Origin of the sequence: Leucobacter sp. OLIS6, from assembly GCF_002752355.1 — a bacterium.
Taxonomy (GTDB): domain Bacteria; phylum Actinomycetota; class Actinomycetes; order Actinomycetales; family Microbacteriaceae; genus Leucobacter.
On record NZ_MRAV01000001.1, the window covers coordinates 104,918 to 119,291 of the forward strand.

Below are 14,374 nucleotides of genomic sequence, written 5' to 3' on the forward strand. Positions count from 1 at the left end.
CAGGCATCCGCGCACCACGTCCGGTGCGCGTTCCGACGAAAGGACACCCCGTGCGACGTTCTCGCATCCTCGCCCTGGCCGCAGCGGCCCTGATCGCCCTCACCGCGAGCGCGTGCTCGTCCCCGGGCGGATCCTCGGAGGGATCCGGCTCGGCGGAAGGTGGCAGCGCGAAGGGCGCGTTCCCGGTCACGATCGAGCACGCCTTCGGGAAGACGACCATCGAGAAGCAGCCGAAGCGCGTCGCCTCGGTGGCCTGGATGAATCACGAGGTCCCGCTCGCGCTCGGCGTCGTACCCGTGGGCATGAGCAAGGCGACCTGGGGCGACGACAACGGTGACGGGGTGCTGCCCTGGGTCGATGATCGGCTGAAGCAGCTCGGGGCCAAGACTCCGACCCTGTTCGACGAGACCGACGGGATCGACTTCGAGGCGGTCGCCGCGACGAAGCCCGATGTGATCCTCGCCTCCTACTCGGGCCTGACGAAGGAGGAGTACGAGACGCTGTCGAAGATCGCGCCGGTGGTGGCGGAGCCGGGCGTCCCCTGGGGCACGAGCCTGCAGGACGTCATCCGCATGAACTCCGAGGCGATCGGCAAGAAGGCGGAGGGCGACGCGCTCATCACCGAGCTCGACCAGAAGACCGATGCGGCCCTCGCGAAGCACCCGAAGCTGAAGGAGGCCAAGGCGCTCTTCGCGTACATCGACCCCAAGGACTTCAGCAAGATCGGCTTCTACACCACGCACGACACGCGCCCCGGGTTCCTCAAGGACCTCGGCATGCCGGTGCCGAAGGTCGTGGAGGAGGAGACGAAGAAGACGGATCAGTTCTACGTCACCGTCAGCGCCGAGGCGGCGGACCGGTTCTCCGACGTGGACCTCGTGATCGTCTACGGCGATACCAAGGGCGAACTGGTGAAGCGTCTGCAGGCGGACCCGCTGCTCTCCAAGATCCCCGCGATCAAGGCCGGCCGCATCGCGGTGCTGCCGGACCAGACCCCGCTCGCGGCCTCGGCGAACCCCTCGCCGCTGTCGATCGGCTGGGGCATCGACCGCTACTTCGACACGCTCGCCGCGCCGCTCGAGAAGTGAGCGGGGGAGTGTCCGTCGCCGTGAGCGAAGAAGGAGCGGGAACGGCACCCACGCGCGGCGCCCGCGGGGGATCCGTGCCCGCTCCGACCGCTGCGTCGACGGATGCGGCCCGGGCGACGGCGGCGGATCCTCGTGCCGCTGGGCGCCTGCCGCTTCGCCTGACCTGGATCCTCGCCGGCCTCGCGCTCCTCGTGCTGCTGAGCGCAGCGTCGCTCGCGTTCGGCGTCCGGGGCGTCTCGTTCGACGACATCCTCGTGGCTCTGGGCGGACGCACTGCGACGGTGTCCGAGGCCGCGGTCGCGGCGCGGATCCCGCGCACCGTGCTCGCACTGCTCGTCGGGGCGGCGCTCGCGATCGCGGGCACCGCCATGCAGGCCGTCACCCGCAACCCGCTCGCGGACCCCGGACTCCTCGGCATCTCGGGAGGAGCCTCGCTCGCCGTAGTGGTCGGTCTCGCCTTCTTCGGCCTCTCCGCGCCGGTGAGCACCCTGTTCATCGCGATGGCCGGCGCCGCCGTCGCCGCGGTCTTCGTCTACACCGTGGGCTCGCTCGGCGGCGGGGGTGCGACCCCGCTCAAGCTCGCGCTCGCCGGAGCCGCGACCTCCGCCGCGCTGCTCTCGCTCGTCAGCGCGATCCTGCTGCCGCGTGTCGACGTGATGGCGCAGTTCCGCTTCTGGCAGATCGGCGGCGTCGGAGGCGCCGACTGGGGGCGCATCGCGCTGATCGCCCCCGGCCTCCTCGTCGGGGCGCTGATCTGCTTCGCGACCGCGCGGGGCATGAACGGGCTCGCGCTCGGCGACGAACTCGCGACCGGTCTCGGCATCAACGTGCTCCGCACCCGCCTGCTGGCGGGGCTGGGTTCCGTGATCCTGTGCGGCGCGGCGACCGCGGTCGCCGGTCCCATCGGCTTCGTCGGGCTCGTCGTACCGCACCTCTGCCGTCTGCTCTTCGGGCCGGACCACCGATGGCTGTTGCCGGCGAGCGCGATCGCCGGGTCAGCACTGCTCGTCGCCTCCGACGTGGTCGGGCGGCTCATTGCCCGCCCCGCGGAGGTCGAGGTCGGAATCGTGACCGCCGTGATCGGAGCGCCGGTGTTCATCTGGATCGTGCGTCGCGGTGCCACGGGGCGCGGCATGAGCGGAAGCGGGCGCGCACGATGAGCGTCGGAACCGCCGCGGCCGCAGCCGCGATCGGTCGCGGGCGCCGCACCCGTCGCGGGCGTCGAGTCGCGGTATCGGCGACGCTGGCGCTGCTCGCGTTCGCGCTGTATGCGCTCACCCTCATGATCGGGGACGCCTGGGCGACGCCCGGCGAGGTGCTCCGAGTGATCGCGGGCGAGACCGTGCCCGGCGTCTCCTTCACCGTGGGAGAGCTCCGGCTGCCGCGTGCGACGCTCGGGCTGCTCGCCGGACTCGCGTTCGGCGCGTCGGGCGTCACCTTCCAGACCATGCTGCGCAACCCGCTGGCCGCCCCCGACATCATCGGGATCAGCGCGGGCGCGAGCGCGGCGGCGGTGTTCGGGATCGTCGTGCTCTCGGTGAGCGGCCTCCTGCTCTCGGCGCTCGCGCTCGCCGGTGCGGTCCTCACGACGCTCGTGATCGCCCTACTCGCGCAGAAGCGCGGATTCTCGACCATGCGCCTCGTGCTCATCGGCATCGGCGTCGCCGCCCTGCTGCAGAGCGCGATCTCGTACCTCATCTCGAAGGCGGGGGAGTGGGATCTCCAGACCGCGATGCAGTGGATGACCGGCAGCCTGAACGGGGCGGGCTGGGAGAAGATCCTGCCGCTCCTCGGCGCGCTGCTCCTCTGCGCACCCCTGCTCCTCGCGAACGGCCGGGGGCTCGACCTGCTCCGCCTCGGAGACGACGCCGCGACCGCGCTGGGTGTGCGCGTCGGCCGGGTGCGGATCCTCGCCGTCATCGCGGCGGTCGGCCTGCTCGCCTTCGCGACGGCGGGTGCCGGGCCCATCGCCTTCGTCGCGTTCATGGCCGGTCCGATCGCGGCGCGGCTCGTCGGACCGGGCTCGCGGCTCACGATCCCGGCCGCGCTGGTGGGCGCCTGCCTCGTGCTCGGTGCCGACCTCATCGGGCAGAACCTGTTCGACAACCGCTATCCGGTCGGGGTCGTGACCGGCGTGCTCGGCGCGCCCTACCTCGTCCTCCTCCTCATCAGGATGAACCGCTCGGGAGGCTCCCTGTGACCATCGACCACCGCCTCACCGCCGAAGGGCTGCGCCTCGGCTACGACGACCGCGTGATCCTCGACGGGCTCGATCTCGCGATCGAACCCGGTCGCATCACCTCGATCGTGGGCGCGAACGGCAGCGGCAAATCCACGCTGCTGCGCGCATTCGCGCGCCTGCTCAGGCCGCAGGCCGGATCCGTCCTGCTCGACGGCGCCGAGATCCACAAACGGCCGTCGAAGGAGCTCGCCCGGCTGCTGGGTCTGCTGCCGCAGAGCCCCATCGCTCCCGAGGGGATCGCGGTCTCCGACCTCGTCGGTCGGGGCCGGCACCCCCACCAGGGTGCGCTCGCGCGCTGGAGCGCCGCGGACACCGAGGCCGTCGCCGAAGCGCTCGAGGCGACCGCGACGACCGAGCTCGCCGACCGCTCCGTCGACGAGCTCTCGGGCGGCCAGCGGCAGCGGGTCTGGATCGCGATGGCGCTCGCGCAGCAGACCGACATCCTGCTGCTCGACGAACCCACGACGTTCCTCGACGTCGCCCACCAGATCGAGGTGCTCGATCTGCTCACCGACCTGAATCGCCGACGCGGCACCACCATCGTGATGGTGCTGCACGACCTCGGTCTCGCCGCGCGCTACTCGGATCGCCTCGTCGCCATGAGCGACGGCGGAGTGCACGCCTCGGGCGCGCCCGGCGAGATCGTCACGCCCGACCTCGTGCGCGAGGTGTTCGGGCTCGAAAGCCACGTGCTCGTCGACCCCGTCTCGGGAGCACCCATCGTCTCGCCCATCGGGAGGCATCATGTCCGCTGAGTCCACCTGGTGCGAAACCTCCGAGACCCTGCGGGCAGAGGTCCCCGACCTCCCCGGGTTCGTGATCGCGCGCGCGGCCGTCGAGCGGATCGAGCTCGTCTCGCCGACCTTCGCCCGGATCACCTTCGCGGGTGCCGAGCTCGACGCGTTCGGCACCCCCGGCCGGGTGCTCGACCAGCGGATCAAGCTGATCTTCCCCGGAGCGAGCGGTCGCGTGCCCGACCTCTCGGAGACCGACGACTGGTACCGCGGCTGGCTCGACCTCCCCGAAGTGGAGCGCGGGTCGATGCGGACCTACTCGATCCGCGAGCTGCGGGTCGAACCCTCCGGGACCCGGGTCGTCGTCGACTTCGTGCTCCATCTCAAGCCGGGTGCGACCGGTCCCGCATCCTCCTGGGCCGCCGCCGCAGCGCCCGGGGACGAACTGCTGCTCGTCGGGCCGCGACGCGGTGGCCCCGACTGGGGCGGGATCGAGTTCGACGACGCCGTCGACGGACCGGTGCTGCTCGCGGGCGACGAGACGGCCGCTCCGGCCATCGCCCGGATCCTCGAGGATGTTGCGCCCGGCACCGTCGGCACGGCCTGGATCGAGATCCCGCACGCCGAGGACCGGCTCGACATCGCGGCGCCCGCGGGTGTCGAGGTGCGCTGGCTCGTGCGCGGTGAGGAGGCGCACGGCAGCGCGCTGATCCCGGCGCTGCTCGCGCACGTCGGGCTCGACGGGCCGGCCGGTGTCGGGGCCGGCGCAGGGGCCGACGCCGATACCGAGGCGCCCGTATGGGAGACGCCCACCTACTCGAACCTGGAAGAGGCCGGATACCGGCCGACGCACGCGCCGACCTCGCAGGCGTGCATCATCGGATCCTGCGCCGAATGCGTGCGCTCCTTCGACGCGCGCATCATCCGAGCGCGCGAGTGCCGCTACTGGATCGCCGGCGAGAGCGGCGTCGTGACGACGCTGCGTCGCCACCTGGTGCGCGAGTGCGGCGTCGACCGTGCCCGGGTCGCGTTCATGGGCTACTGGCGCCGCGGCGTCGCCATGCGCGGGTAGCGCAGGGCCGGTCCCGGTCCGAGACCGGTGTTCCTGCCGATGCGCGGTGTTCCGGTCGAGGGGCGGTGTTCCCGTCGAGGGGCGGTGCGACTGCCGAGGCCCGGGCTGAAATCGCAGAAGTTTCACCGTTCCTCGACACTGAACCTGTTCCTCGACACTGAGCCCGTTCCTCGGCGTCGGGTGCGACCTTGTGCGACTGATCGTGCCCGCGGATTCGGCCCACTGATCCGCCCGCGGACCGAGCGCACCCCGCACACACGCGAAGGGCGCCGGCACGGAATCCCGTGCCGGCGCCCTCAGTGCAATGCGATCGAGTGCTACTCGCCGACGACCGGACCGAAGCGCACGGGCAGCGTCGCCTGCGACGCGGCACGCAGCTCGGCGAGGGGCAGCTCGAAGCGGTCCTGGACCTCGATCGACGCCTCGTCGCCCGCACGGTCGGTCACGCCGATGCGCAGCACGGGGAAGCCGCGGCCCTCGCAGAGCCCGCGGAACTTGACCTCCTCCTCGTGCGGCACGGCGACGAGCACGCGCGCCTGCGACTCCGAGAAGAGCGCGGCGGTCGCGTCGACGCCGTCGCGCGAGATGATCTCGTCGATCCAGACTCGCGCGCCGACGCCGAAGCGCAGCGCACCATCGGTGAGCGCCTGGGCGAGGCCGCCCTCGGACAGATCGACCGCGGCCGACAGCAGGCCGCCCTGGGCCGCCGCGTGCAGCAGCTCGGCGAGCGCGCGCTCGTCGTCGAGGACCGCGATCGGCGGGCGCCCGCCGAGGTGCTGGTGCACGGTCTCGGCCCAGGCCGAGCCGTCGAGCTCGTCGCGGGTGGTGCCGAGCAGGTAGAGGTGCTCGCCCTGATCCTGCCAGCCGCTCGGGATGCGGCGGGCGACGTCGTCGATGATGCCGAGCACGCCGACTACGGGGGTCGGGTGGATCGGGGTGTCACCCGTCTGGTTGTAGAGCGAGACGTTGCCGCCGGTGACGGGGACCTCGAGGGAGAGGCACGCGTCGGACAGGCCTTCGACGGCCTGCGAGAACTGCCACATGACCTCGGGGTTCTCGGGGCTGCCGAAGTTGAGGCAGTCGGTGACGGCCGTGGGCACGGCACCCGAGGTGGCGACGTTGCGGTAGGCCTCGGCCAGCGCGAGCTGCGATCCCACGTAGGGGTCGAGCTGGCAGTAGCGGCCGTTCGCGTCGGTCGCGATGGCGACGCCGAGGCCGCTCGCCTCGTCGACGCGGATCATGCCGGCGCCGTCGGGGAACGAGAGCGCGGTGTTGCCGAGCACGTACTTGTCGTACTGGTTGGTGATCCAGTCGACCGAGGCCTGGTTGGGGGATCCGGCGATCGCGACCATCTGGGCGCGCAGATCGTCACCCGCGGCCGAGCGCGCGAGGCCCGCCGCGTTGACCGAGTCGGCCTGCAGCGCGTCGATCCAGGTCGGGTAGACGACGGGACGCTCGTAGACGGGGCCGTCGACCGCGACGGTCGAGGGATCCACGTTGACGATCTCTTCTCCGCGCCAGTTGATGACCAGGCGGCCGGTGTCGGTGACCTCGCCGAGCACGCTCGTCTCGACGTCCCACTTCTTCGTGACCTCGAGGAACGCGTCGAGCTTGTCGGGGTGCACGACCGCCATCATGCGCTCCTGGCTCTCCGACATGAGGATCTCCTCGGCCGTGAGCGAGGGATCGCGCAGCAGCACGCTGTCGAGCTCGATGAACATGCCGCCGTCGCCGTTGGCCGCGAGCTCGGAGGTGGCGCAGGAGATACCCGCGGCACCCAGGTCCTGAATGCCCTCGACGAGCTCGCCGCGGAACAGCTCGAGGCAGCACTCGATGAGCACCTTCTCGGCGAAGGGATCGCCGACCTGCACCGCGGGGCGCTTGGTGGGGCCGCCCTCGCTGAAGCTGTCGGACGCGAGGATCGAGGCACCGCCGATGCCGTCGCCGCCCGTGCGGGCGCCGAACAGCACGACCTTGTTGCCGGTGCCCGAGGCGTTGGCGAGGTGCAGATCCTCGTGGCGGAGCACGCCGACGCCGAGCGCGTTGACGAGCGGGTTGGCCTGGTAGACGCCGTCGAAGACGGTCTCGCCGCCGAGGTTCGGCAGGCCCAGGCAGTTCGCGTACGACGAGATGCCGGAGACGACGCCGTGCACGACGCGGGCCGTGTCGGGATCGTCGATCGCGCCGAAGCGGAGCTGATCCATGACCGCGACGGGACGCGCGCCCATCGAGATGATGTCGCGGATGATGCCGCCGACGCCGGTCGCGGCGCCCTGGAACGGCTCGATGTAGGAGGGGTGGTTGTGGCTCTCGACCTTGAAGGTCACGGCCCAGCCCTCGCCGATGTCGATGACGCCGGCGTTCTCGCCCATGCCGACGAGCAGGCGCTCCTTCATCTTGTCGTTGACCTTCTTGCCGAACTGGCGCAGGTAGATCTTCGAGGACTTGTAGGAGCAGTGCTCGGACCACATGACCGAGTACATGGCGAGCTCGCCCGAGGTGGGGCGGCGGCCGAGGATCTTGCGGATCTGCTCGTACTCGTCGGCCTTGAGCCCGAGCGCCTCGAACGGCTGCTCCTTGTCGGGGGTCGCGATCGCGTCTGCGACGGTGTCGGGCGCGGGGATCGAGGCTGCGGTGGTGTCGGTCACGCTCGTGTGCTCCGAAGGGTCGATGGCGGGGCCCGGGCGCTATGGACCGGGCGGCTCGGCGAGCCGGAGGCCGATCCCAGTCTACGCGGCCCGGAGCACTCGCATGTTGGCGCTCGCATGCATCTCGGGGGAGACTGTGTGCATGAGCACCCCCACTCCGCAGAACCAGCCCAACGGCCAGGCGCCCCGAGCGCCCCAGCCGACCGCAGAAGCGCACGCGGCCGTTCCGCACGGTCAGGCCGCCGGACGTCCCGCTCGCAAGCTGTCGACCTTCCTGAAGGTCAGCATCATCCTGCTCGCCGTGCTGTCGGTCGCCTCCATCGGGCTGCTCTTCATCGGCGATTTCGAGGGCCGGTTCGAGCGCGTGTTCTCGACCTTCGTGCTCTTCGCGGTGTTCGTGGGCCTCACCGCGCTCGACACCCGCCGCGACCTGAAGTCCGACTGGTACGCGCCGGTCGCGCTCATCGCCAACGCCTACATCCTCGGACTGCTCCTCATCGTCATCTGGATCTCGGACTACGACCGCTACTGGCTCGTCTGGGACATCTTCTGGAAGTCGGTCGTGGTGATCGGCGTCACGCGCGCGGTGCTCGGCTGCTGCCAGCTGCTGCTGGGCCTCGGACGCGGACGCCCCGAGACGCTTAACCGCTTCGCCTTCATCACGAGCGTGTTCGCCGTGCTCTCGGGCATCCTCTTCACCGCGCCGATCGCGATCGATTCCTTCGGAGTGGTCGTGCCCGAGCTGTACTGGAAGATCGCGGTCGCGACCCTGATCCTCACCGCGCTCGGGCTCGCCATCACCCTGCTGCTCCGCTGGTCGTACTCGGCGGGCGACCGCGAGGCGGCGCGCGTCGCGCGCGCAGCGCAGGCCGAGGCCTACGCGGCCGCGCAGGCTCAGCAGTCGATGCTGGGGCAGGCGCAGCCGTTCTCGGGCCAGCCCGGCACGCTCCCGGTGCCGCCCGCGGCTCCGGTCCCGCCGGCCGCGCCGCAGACGAACGCGCAGGGCCTGCTGCCCTGGCCGACGTTCCCCGACGGGCGCCCGTTGCCGATGGGCCCCGACGGACAGCCCGATTTCTCGGCGCTGAACGGGCGCTGACCCGCACCTGCGCTCCACGAGAGGGGGCCGAGCCGCTCGTCGGCCCGGCCCCCTCTCGTGCTTGAATACCGGCATGAGCGATGCAGCCGAGATCGATCCGGTACCCGCCCCGAGCCGGGCGGGCGCGACTGGCGGCGATGCCGCCCGCGAGGCGCGCGAGCATCCCGAGATCGAGACCTCGCAGCATCGCCCCGAATCCCGCACCGGCGCCGGGCGCTCCAGCGACGCGGCCGCCGAAGCGGAAGCGGAACCGGTGCTCGCTCTGCGCCCCGAACCCGTCGAGTTCCGCGTCGATCTCGAACGGATTCGCTTCTCGTCCTACTTCGCGAGGCTCTCCGCGGTCACGCAGGTCGTACCCCAGAGCGGGGTCGGACCCGTGATGCACAACCGGCTCACCCACTCGCTGAAGGTGAGCGCGGTCGCCCGCGTCATCGCCGGCCGCCTCGCCGGGCAGCAGGCCCGGCACGAGGCGTACGCAGCGGGTGCCGCCGTCGTCGACGACCCGACGGGCGCGATCATCGCCCGCCTCGGTGGCTGCGACACGATCGTCGCGCAGGCCGCGGCCCATGCCCACGACCTCGGGCACCCGCCCTTCGGGCACCTCGGAGAGCGCGTGCTCGACCGCGTCGCCCGCGAACGGCTCGGCCTGCCGGAGGGGTTCGAGGGCAACGCCCAGACCTTCCGGATCCTCACCCGCCTCGACACGCTCGGCCGGGACTTCTCGGGACTCAACCTCACCGCGGCCGTGCGCGCGGCGGTGCTCAAGTACCCCTGGACCCGTGCCCGCTGGATCGGGATCACCGCCGAGGAACTGCCCCTCGACGAGCGTCCTCGCGGAGTCGGCGGGGACCCCGTGAACGGCGCCGAGAAATTCTCGGCGTACGGCATGGACGCGCCCGAGATGGAATCCGCGCTCGCCGCTTTCCCCGCCATCGCGCCCGGCCTCCAGACGGTCGAGTGCAGCGTGATGGATCTCGCGGACGATATCGCCTACGCGATCCACGATCTCGACGACTTCGCGCGGGCCGGAGTGCTGCAGCAGGCGGCGGTCTCGGGGGAGTTCCGCGCCTGGCTCGCCGAGTCCGAAGAGCTGGCTCGGGTGTCGAGCGCCGAGCTGCGCGCCGAATGGCGCCGGCCGGGCAACTCGCTCGAGCTGCTCTGGCGGCGCCTCACTCGCAAGGATGACTGGATCGCGGAGCGCGAGACGTTCCGTGACGCGGTGGTCCGGGTCGGGGGTGAACTCCGCGACGAACTGCTCGCGGCCCCCTACGACGGAGGGATCGAGAGCGAGCGCGCCGTCTCCCGATTCACCAGGCGCTGGATCGAACACCTGCGGAGTTCCATCGTCGTCGAGGAGTTCCCGCACCTGCGCGGCGGCCACATCAGGCTCGAGCAAGCCGCCTGGCACGAGGTCGCGATCCTCAAGTTCGTGCACCAGCGTTTCGTGCTCGAGCGGCCGGAGCACGCGCTCGCCCAGCGCGGCATGGGGCGGGTCGTCTCCGACCTGGTGCTCGGCTTCGACGAATGGCTCGACGACCACGAGATCGCCGATCGTGCGCCGCGCCGGCTCATCGAATGGGTCGACGAGTCGACCGAGAGCCTGTTCGAGCTGCGGGCGCAGCGGCCCGAGCTGCTGACGGGCGACACGAGCGACGCCGGTCTGCGGCGGCAGGGGCGCTCGCGCGCCGTGCTCGACTACGTATCGTCGTTCACCGACCAGCAGGCGGCCGCGACGCACGATTCGATGACGGGAGCGGGGCCCGCGATCGCCTGAGCCGGTTCCTTGCGCAACCCTTGTCTGGGAATCCGCTGTCAAGTACGGTGAGACACGTGGCTCCGGGGGAGCCCTTACTCTCGACACACCTCGACTTCGTCGATCCACGCCCGGGCAATGCTGCCCGCGGGGATGACGGAAAGGCGCGATCAATGAAGCTCACCGTACCCACGCGCGCTCGCCGCACCGCCCTCGCGGGCGTTGCGGCAGCCGCACTCACCGCGCTCGCGGTCTCCTCGCCGATCGGACTCCCAGCGGCGCAGGCCGACGCGGCGCCGATCGACGGCGCCCCGAGCATCGGCGACTCGCTGTTCACAGGTATCGGCAACGGCGGATACGACGTCACGCACTACGACGTGAAGCTGCGGTATCAGACCGACAACACAATCACGGCGACCACGACGATCACCGCGAAGGCTGCGGTTCCGCTCAAGTCGTTCACCCTCGATTTCGAGGGGTTGAACGTGGACTCCGTGAAGGTGAACGGGGCTGATGCCGCGTTCACGCGCAACTCGGATCCGAGCATCGACTCGTACAAGCTGCGCGTCGCTCCGGCCGTCCCGGTCGCCGCGGGCGACTTCAGCGTCGAGGTCGCGTATTCGGGCACTCCGTCGACGCACACCGATCCCGACGGATCCAAAGAAGGATGGGTCAAGACCGCCGACGGCGCGACCGCCCTCGGCCAGCCGATCGGCACGATGACCTGGATTCCGAGCAACAACACCCCCGCCGACAAGGCGACTTACGACCTCGCGTTCACGATTCCCACCCAGATCGGCGGGGTCGACGCGGCCGCGGTCAGCAACGGCGAGCTGGTGTCGAAGACGCCCGTCAACGGCGGAGCCGAGACGACCTGGGCCTGGAAGCAGGATCGGCCGATGTCGACCATGGCCACCATGGTCTCGATCGGCAAGTATCTGTCCTACGAGGCGCCGATCACCCTGTCGAGCGGGCGCACGATCCAGGAGTGGAGCTTCGTGGATCCCGCAGTCACGACGGCGAACCAGGCCACGATCCAGACCCGTCGCGGCCAGATCGAGGGCATCCTGAACTTCCTCGAGTCGAAGTACGGCCCCTACCCCGGTGGAAGCACGGGCATCGTGGTCGACATCACGAGCCTCGGCTACGCGCTCGAGACGCAGGATCGCCCCTACTTCGAGCGGAGCGTTTCGCTCGGCACGCTCGTGCACGAGTTCGCGCACCAGTGGTTCGGCGACGCGATCAGCCCCGCCGACTGGAACAGCATCTGGCTGAGCGAGGGCATGGCGACGTACGCATCGGGCATGTACACCGAAGAGGTGAGCGGAGGGGCGAAGACCGCGGACACCTACTTCAACACCTGGAAGAACACCGCGGATGCGAGCCCCAACTGGGGCGTGCCGCCGGGCGGCATGACCGACCCCGCCGAACTCTTCGACTGGCAGGTCTACACGCGCGGCGCGATGGCCTACGAAGCGCTGAAGCAGACGCTCACCCCGCCCGTGTTCGCCGAACTGCTCAAGGAGTGGAACGCGCGCAACACGGGTACGAGCAAGACGACGGCGGACTTCCACGCGCTGGCAGAGGAGGTCTCGGGCAAGGACCTCGACGCCTTCTTCCAGGACTGGATCTTCGACGCCGACAAGCCGGCGTGGCCCGCGACCTGGAGCCTCGCGCTGACCAGCGATCCCGCAGCCGGGCAGATCGCAGCGGGTGACTCGGTCACCTACACGCTGACGGCGAAGAACACCGGCAAGGTCGCTCTGACCGGAGGCACCGCGACGGTCGACGTCGCGGCACTGCTGAAGCGCGGCACCATCGACGCGGGCGCACTGCCCGCCGGGCTCGCGCTCTCGGGCACGACCCTCACCTGGACCGTTCCCGAGACCGCGGCGGGTACCGACGCGACCGTCGCGTTCACGGGGAAGCTGAAGTCGACCGCGCACGGCGTCAGCATCCCCGTCACCGCGAAGTCCGACTCCCTCGGCTTCACCTGCACCGCGTGCTCCGTGACGCACACGACGCAGGCGCTGCCGAAGGTCGCCGAGGCGGATCTGACCGACGAGAACCGGGGCGGCATCGAAGCCCCGGCGACGGCGAAGCAGGGCGAGACCATCACCGTGCAGCTGGGCACCGGCGACTACGACGCCGAGCCGGTGACCGGCACGCTGTTCTCCGATCCGGTCGATCTCGGGTCCCCGACCGTCAGCGACGGATCGATCGAGCTGACGATCCCCGCGAACGCCGAGGTCCGTGCGCACAAGCTCGCGGTCACGAGCGACACGGGTGTGCTGATCGGCTGGGCCCCGATCGAGGTGCAGAAGGCCGGCGACAGCGCCGCGACCGCGGGCTCCGATGGGACCAGCGCAGCGGGCGGAGCGAACACCGGGGCGAACGGTAGCAGCACTGCCGGCGGCGCCGGTTCCGATGCGAACGCGAGTGCCGGCTCGAACGCCAACGCGAACGGCACCTCCGGAGCTGACGGGACCGGCCTGCCGACGACGGGCGGGGCAGCGCTGACGCCGATCCTCATCGCGGGTGGCGCAGTGATCCTGCTCGGCGCGATCGTGCTCGCCTTCGCCGCGGCTCGACGTCGCAAGAACGCTGGTGCGGAGGCCTCCGAGACGGAAACCGCCGGATCCGGTGACGAGGTGAATCCCCCCGCCTGATCCCGACACCGCGAGAGCGGGCGGCGCGTCATCGGACGCGCGCCGCCCGCTCTCGTTCGTGCGGAGCTCCGCTCAGCGCACCCGCAGTGCGGACGGCAGGATCGAGACCTCGAAGCCCGAGACTTCGCCGACCTCCTCGCCGTCGATCTCGAAGACCACGGGTGCGTCGAGGTCGACGGCGATGCGGCCCGCCTGCCGGTGCGCGGCGGTCGCGCTGCTCTCGGCCGAGTCCGCGCCGGTGAGCAGTCGCTTCAGTCCGTTGTCCCAGACCAGGTTGCGCATCGTGTCGAGCCAGGCGCCGACCCCGTCGGCGCTGAGCAGCAGGAAGTCGAGCCGGCCGTCGGCCGGATCCGCGTCCGGGAGCAGCGTGATCCCGCCCTGGATCGTGCCGCAGTTGGCGACGAGGAGGGTGTGGCCGCGGTGCGGTTCGGCCTCGCCGGAATCGAGCGCGGCGGTGAACTCCTGGACCTCCGCGCCCGAGACCGCGCGGCCGAGGGACTCGACGTACGCGAGCCACCCCGCGCGATCCTTGAGGTCGTCGTCGGTCTCGGCGATCATCTGAGCGTCGACGCCGAAGCCCACCATCACGGCGAAGCCGTGGCGCTCGGTGCGGCCGTCCGGACGCCGCAGCTCCACGATCCCGAGGTCGAGCGGGGATCCTTCGCCGGTGACGACCCGCGTCAGCGCGGCGGAGTGCTCGCCGAGCGGGATCCCGAGATTGCGGGCGAGCAGGTTGCCCGTGCCGAGCGGGAGGATTCCGAGTTCCGGCGCATCGTCGCGCTCGCCGAGCACCTCGGCGACCTCGCGGACGGTGCCGTCCCCGCCCGCGGCGACCACGACGGTGCAGCCCGCCTCGATCGCGGCCTCGGTCGCACCGCGGCCGGGATCCTCCGCGCTGGTCTCGAAGAGCCGGAATTCCGGCTGCGCCGGTCCGGGCGCGGAAGCCGCGTCGATGGCCGCGCGCAGCTCCTCCTCCTCGATCTTGGTGGGATTCCAGACGATGCCGATCAGATCGTTCACGATGCTCCTTCGGGGTCGGGTGCTTCCATCCTGTCTGCTTCGCGGCACCTCC

Annotated in this window: 10 protein-coding genes; 8 read left to right on the plus strand and 2 right to left on the minus strand. The window is 71.0% G+C overall.

The window, feature by feature from the left end; all coding sequences use genetic code 11:
* Positions 1 to 50: 50 nt before the first annotated feature.
* The 5 genes from BMH31_RS00500 to BMH31_RS00520 all read left to right on the plus strand — a co-directional run bounded on the left by BMH31_RS00500 (position 51) and on the right by BMH31_RS00520 (position 5,136).
* On the plus strand, positions 51 to 1,088 hold the full coding sequence (locus BMH31_RS00500; RefSeq protein ID WP_099723955.1) for an iron-siderophore ABC transporter substrate-binding protein: 1,038 nt from the start codon (positions 51 to 53) through the stop codon (positions 1,086 to 1,088).
* A gap of 158 nt (positions 1,089 to 1,246) precedes the next feature.
* Positions 1,247 to 2,248, plus strand: a complete 1,002-nt coding sequence (locus BMH31_RS00505) for an iron ABC transporter permease (RefSeq protein ID WP_099724006.1) — start codon at positions 1,247 to 1,249, stop codon at positions 2,246 to 2,248.
* The gene (locus BMH31_RS00510; RefSeq protein WP_099723956.1) at positions 2,245 to 3,288 is read left to right on the plus strand and encodes an iron ABC transporter permease; all 1,044 of its coding nucleotides are present in this window, start codon (positions 2,245 to 2,247) and stop codon (positions 3,286 to 3,288) included. The genes BMH31_RS00505 and BMH31_RS00510 overlap by 4 nt, the downstream gene beginning before the upstream one ends.
* Entirely contained in the window at positions 3,285 to 4,085 is an 801-nt protein-coding gene (locus tag BMH31_RS00515; RefSeq protein ID WP_099723957.1) for an ABC transporter ATP-binding protein, read from the plus strand. Before BMH31_RS00510 ends, BMH31_RS00515 begins: the two co-directional genes overlap by 4 nt.
* Complete coding sequence (locus tag BMH31_RS00520) at positions 4,075 to 5,136, plus strand: siderophore-interacting protein (RefSeq protein ID WP_099723958.1); 1,062 nt, start codon at positions 4,075 to 4,077, stop codon at positions 5,134 to 5,136. Before BMH31_RS00515 ends, BMH31_RS00520 begins: the two co-directional genes overlap by 11 nt.
* A gap of 317 nt (positions 5,137 to 5,453) precedes the next feature.
* On the opposite strand, the gene purL is transcribed toward BMH31_RS00520, so the two are convergent.
* The gene (gene purL / locus BMH31_RS00525; RefSeq protein ID WP_099723959.1) at positions 5,454 to 7,784 is read right to left on the minus strand and encodes a phosphoribosylformylglycinamidine synthase subunit PurL; all 2,331 of its coding nucleotides are present in this window, start codon (positions 7,782 to 7,784) and stop codon (positions 5,454 to 5,456) included.
* Between the two features lie 142 nt (positions 7,785 to 7,926).
* Here purL and BMH31_RS00530 point away from each other — a divergent pair, with 142 nt between their 5' ends.
* From BMH31_RS00530 to BMH31_RS00540, 3 genes are all read left to right on the plus strand, one after another.
* Entirely contained in the window at positions 7,927 to 8,880 is a 954-nt protein-coding gene (locus BMH31_RS00530) for a hypothetical protein (protein WP_099723960.1), read from the plus strand.
* 73 nt (positions 8,881 to 8,953) lie between these two features.
* Complete coding sequence (gene dgt, locus BMH31_RS00535) at positions 8,954 to 10,654, plus strand: dGTP triphosphohydrolase (RefSeq protein WP_099723961.1); 1,701 nt, start codon at positions 8,954 to 8,956, stop codon at positions 10,652 to 10,654.
* A 152-nt stretch (positions 10,655 to 10,806) separates the two neighbouring features.
* A complete protein-coding gene (locus tag BMH31_RS00540; protein WP_099723962.1) occupies positions 10,807 to 13,302 on the plus strand; it encodes a M1 family aminopeptidase in 2,496 nt (831 codons plus the stop codon).
* Positions 13,303 to 13,374: 72 nt separating this feature from the next.
* Here BMH31_RS00540 and BMH31_RS00545 read toward each other — a convergent pair whose 3' ends face one another.
* Positions 13,375 to 14,322, minus strand: a complete 948-nt coding sequence (locus BMH31_RS00545; protein ID WP_099723963.1) for a diacylglycerol kinase family protein — start codon at positions 14,320 to 14,322, stop codon at positions 13,375 to 13,377.
* Between the last annotated feature and the right edge of the window lie 52 nt (positions 14,323 to 14,374).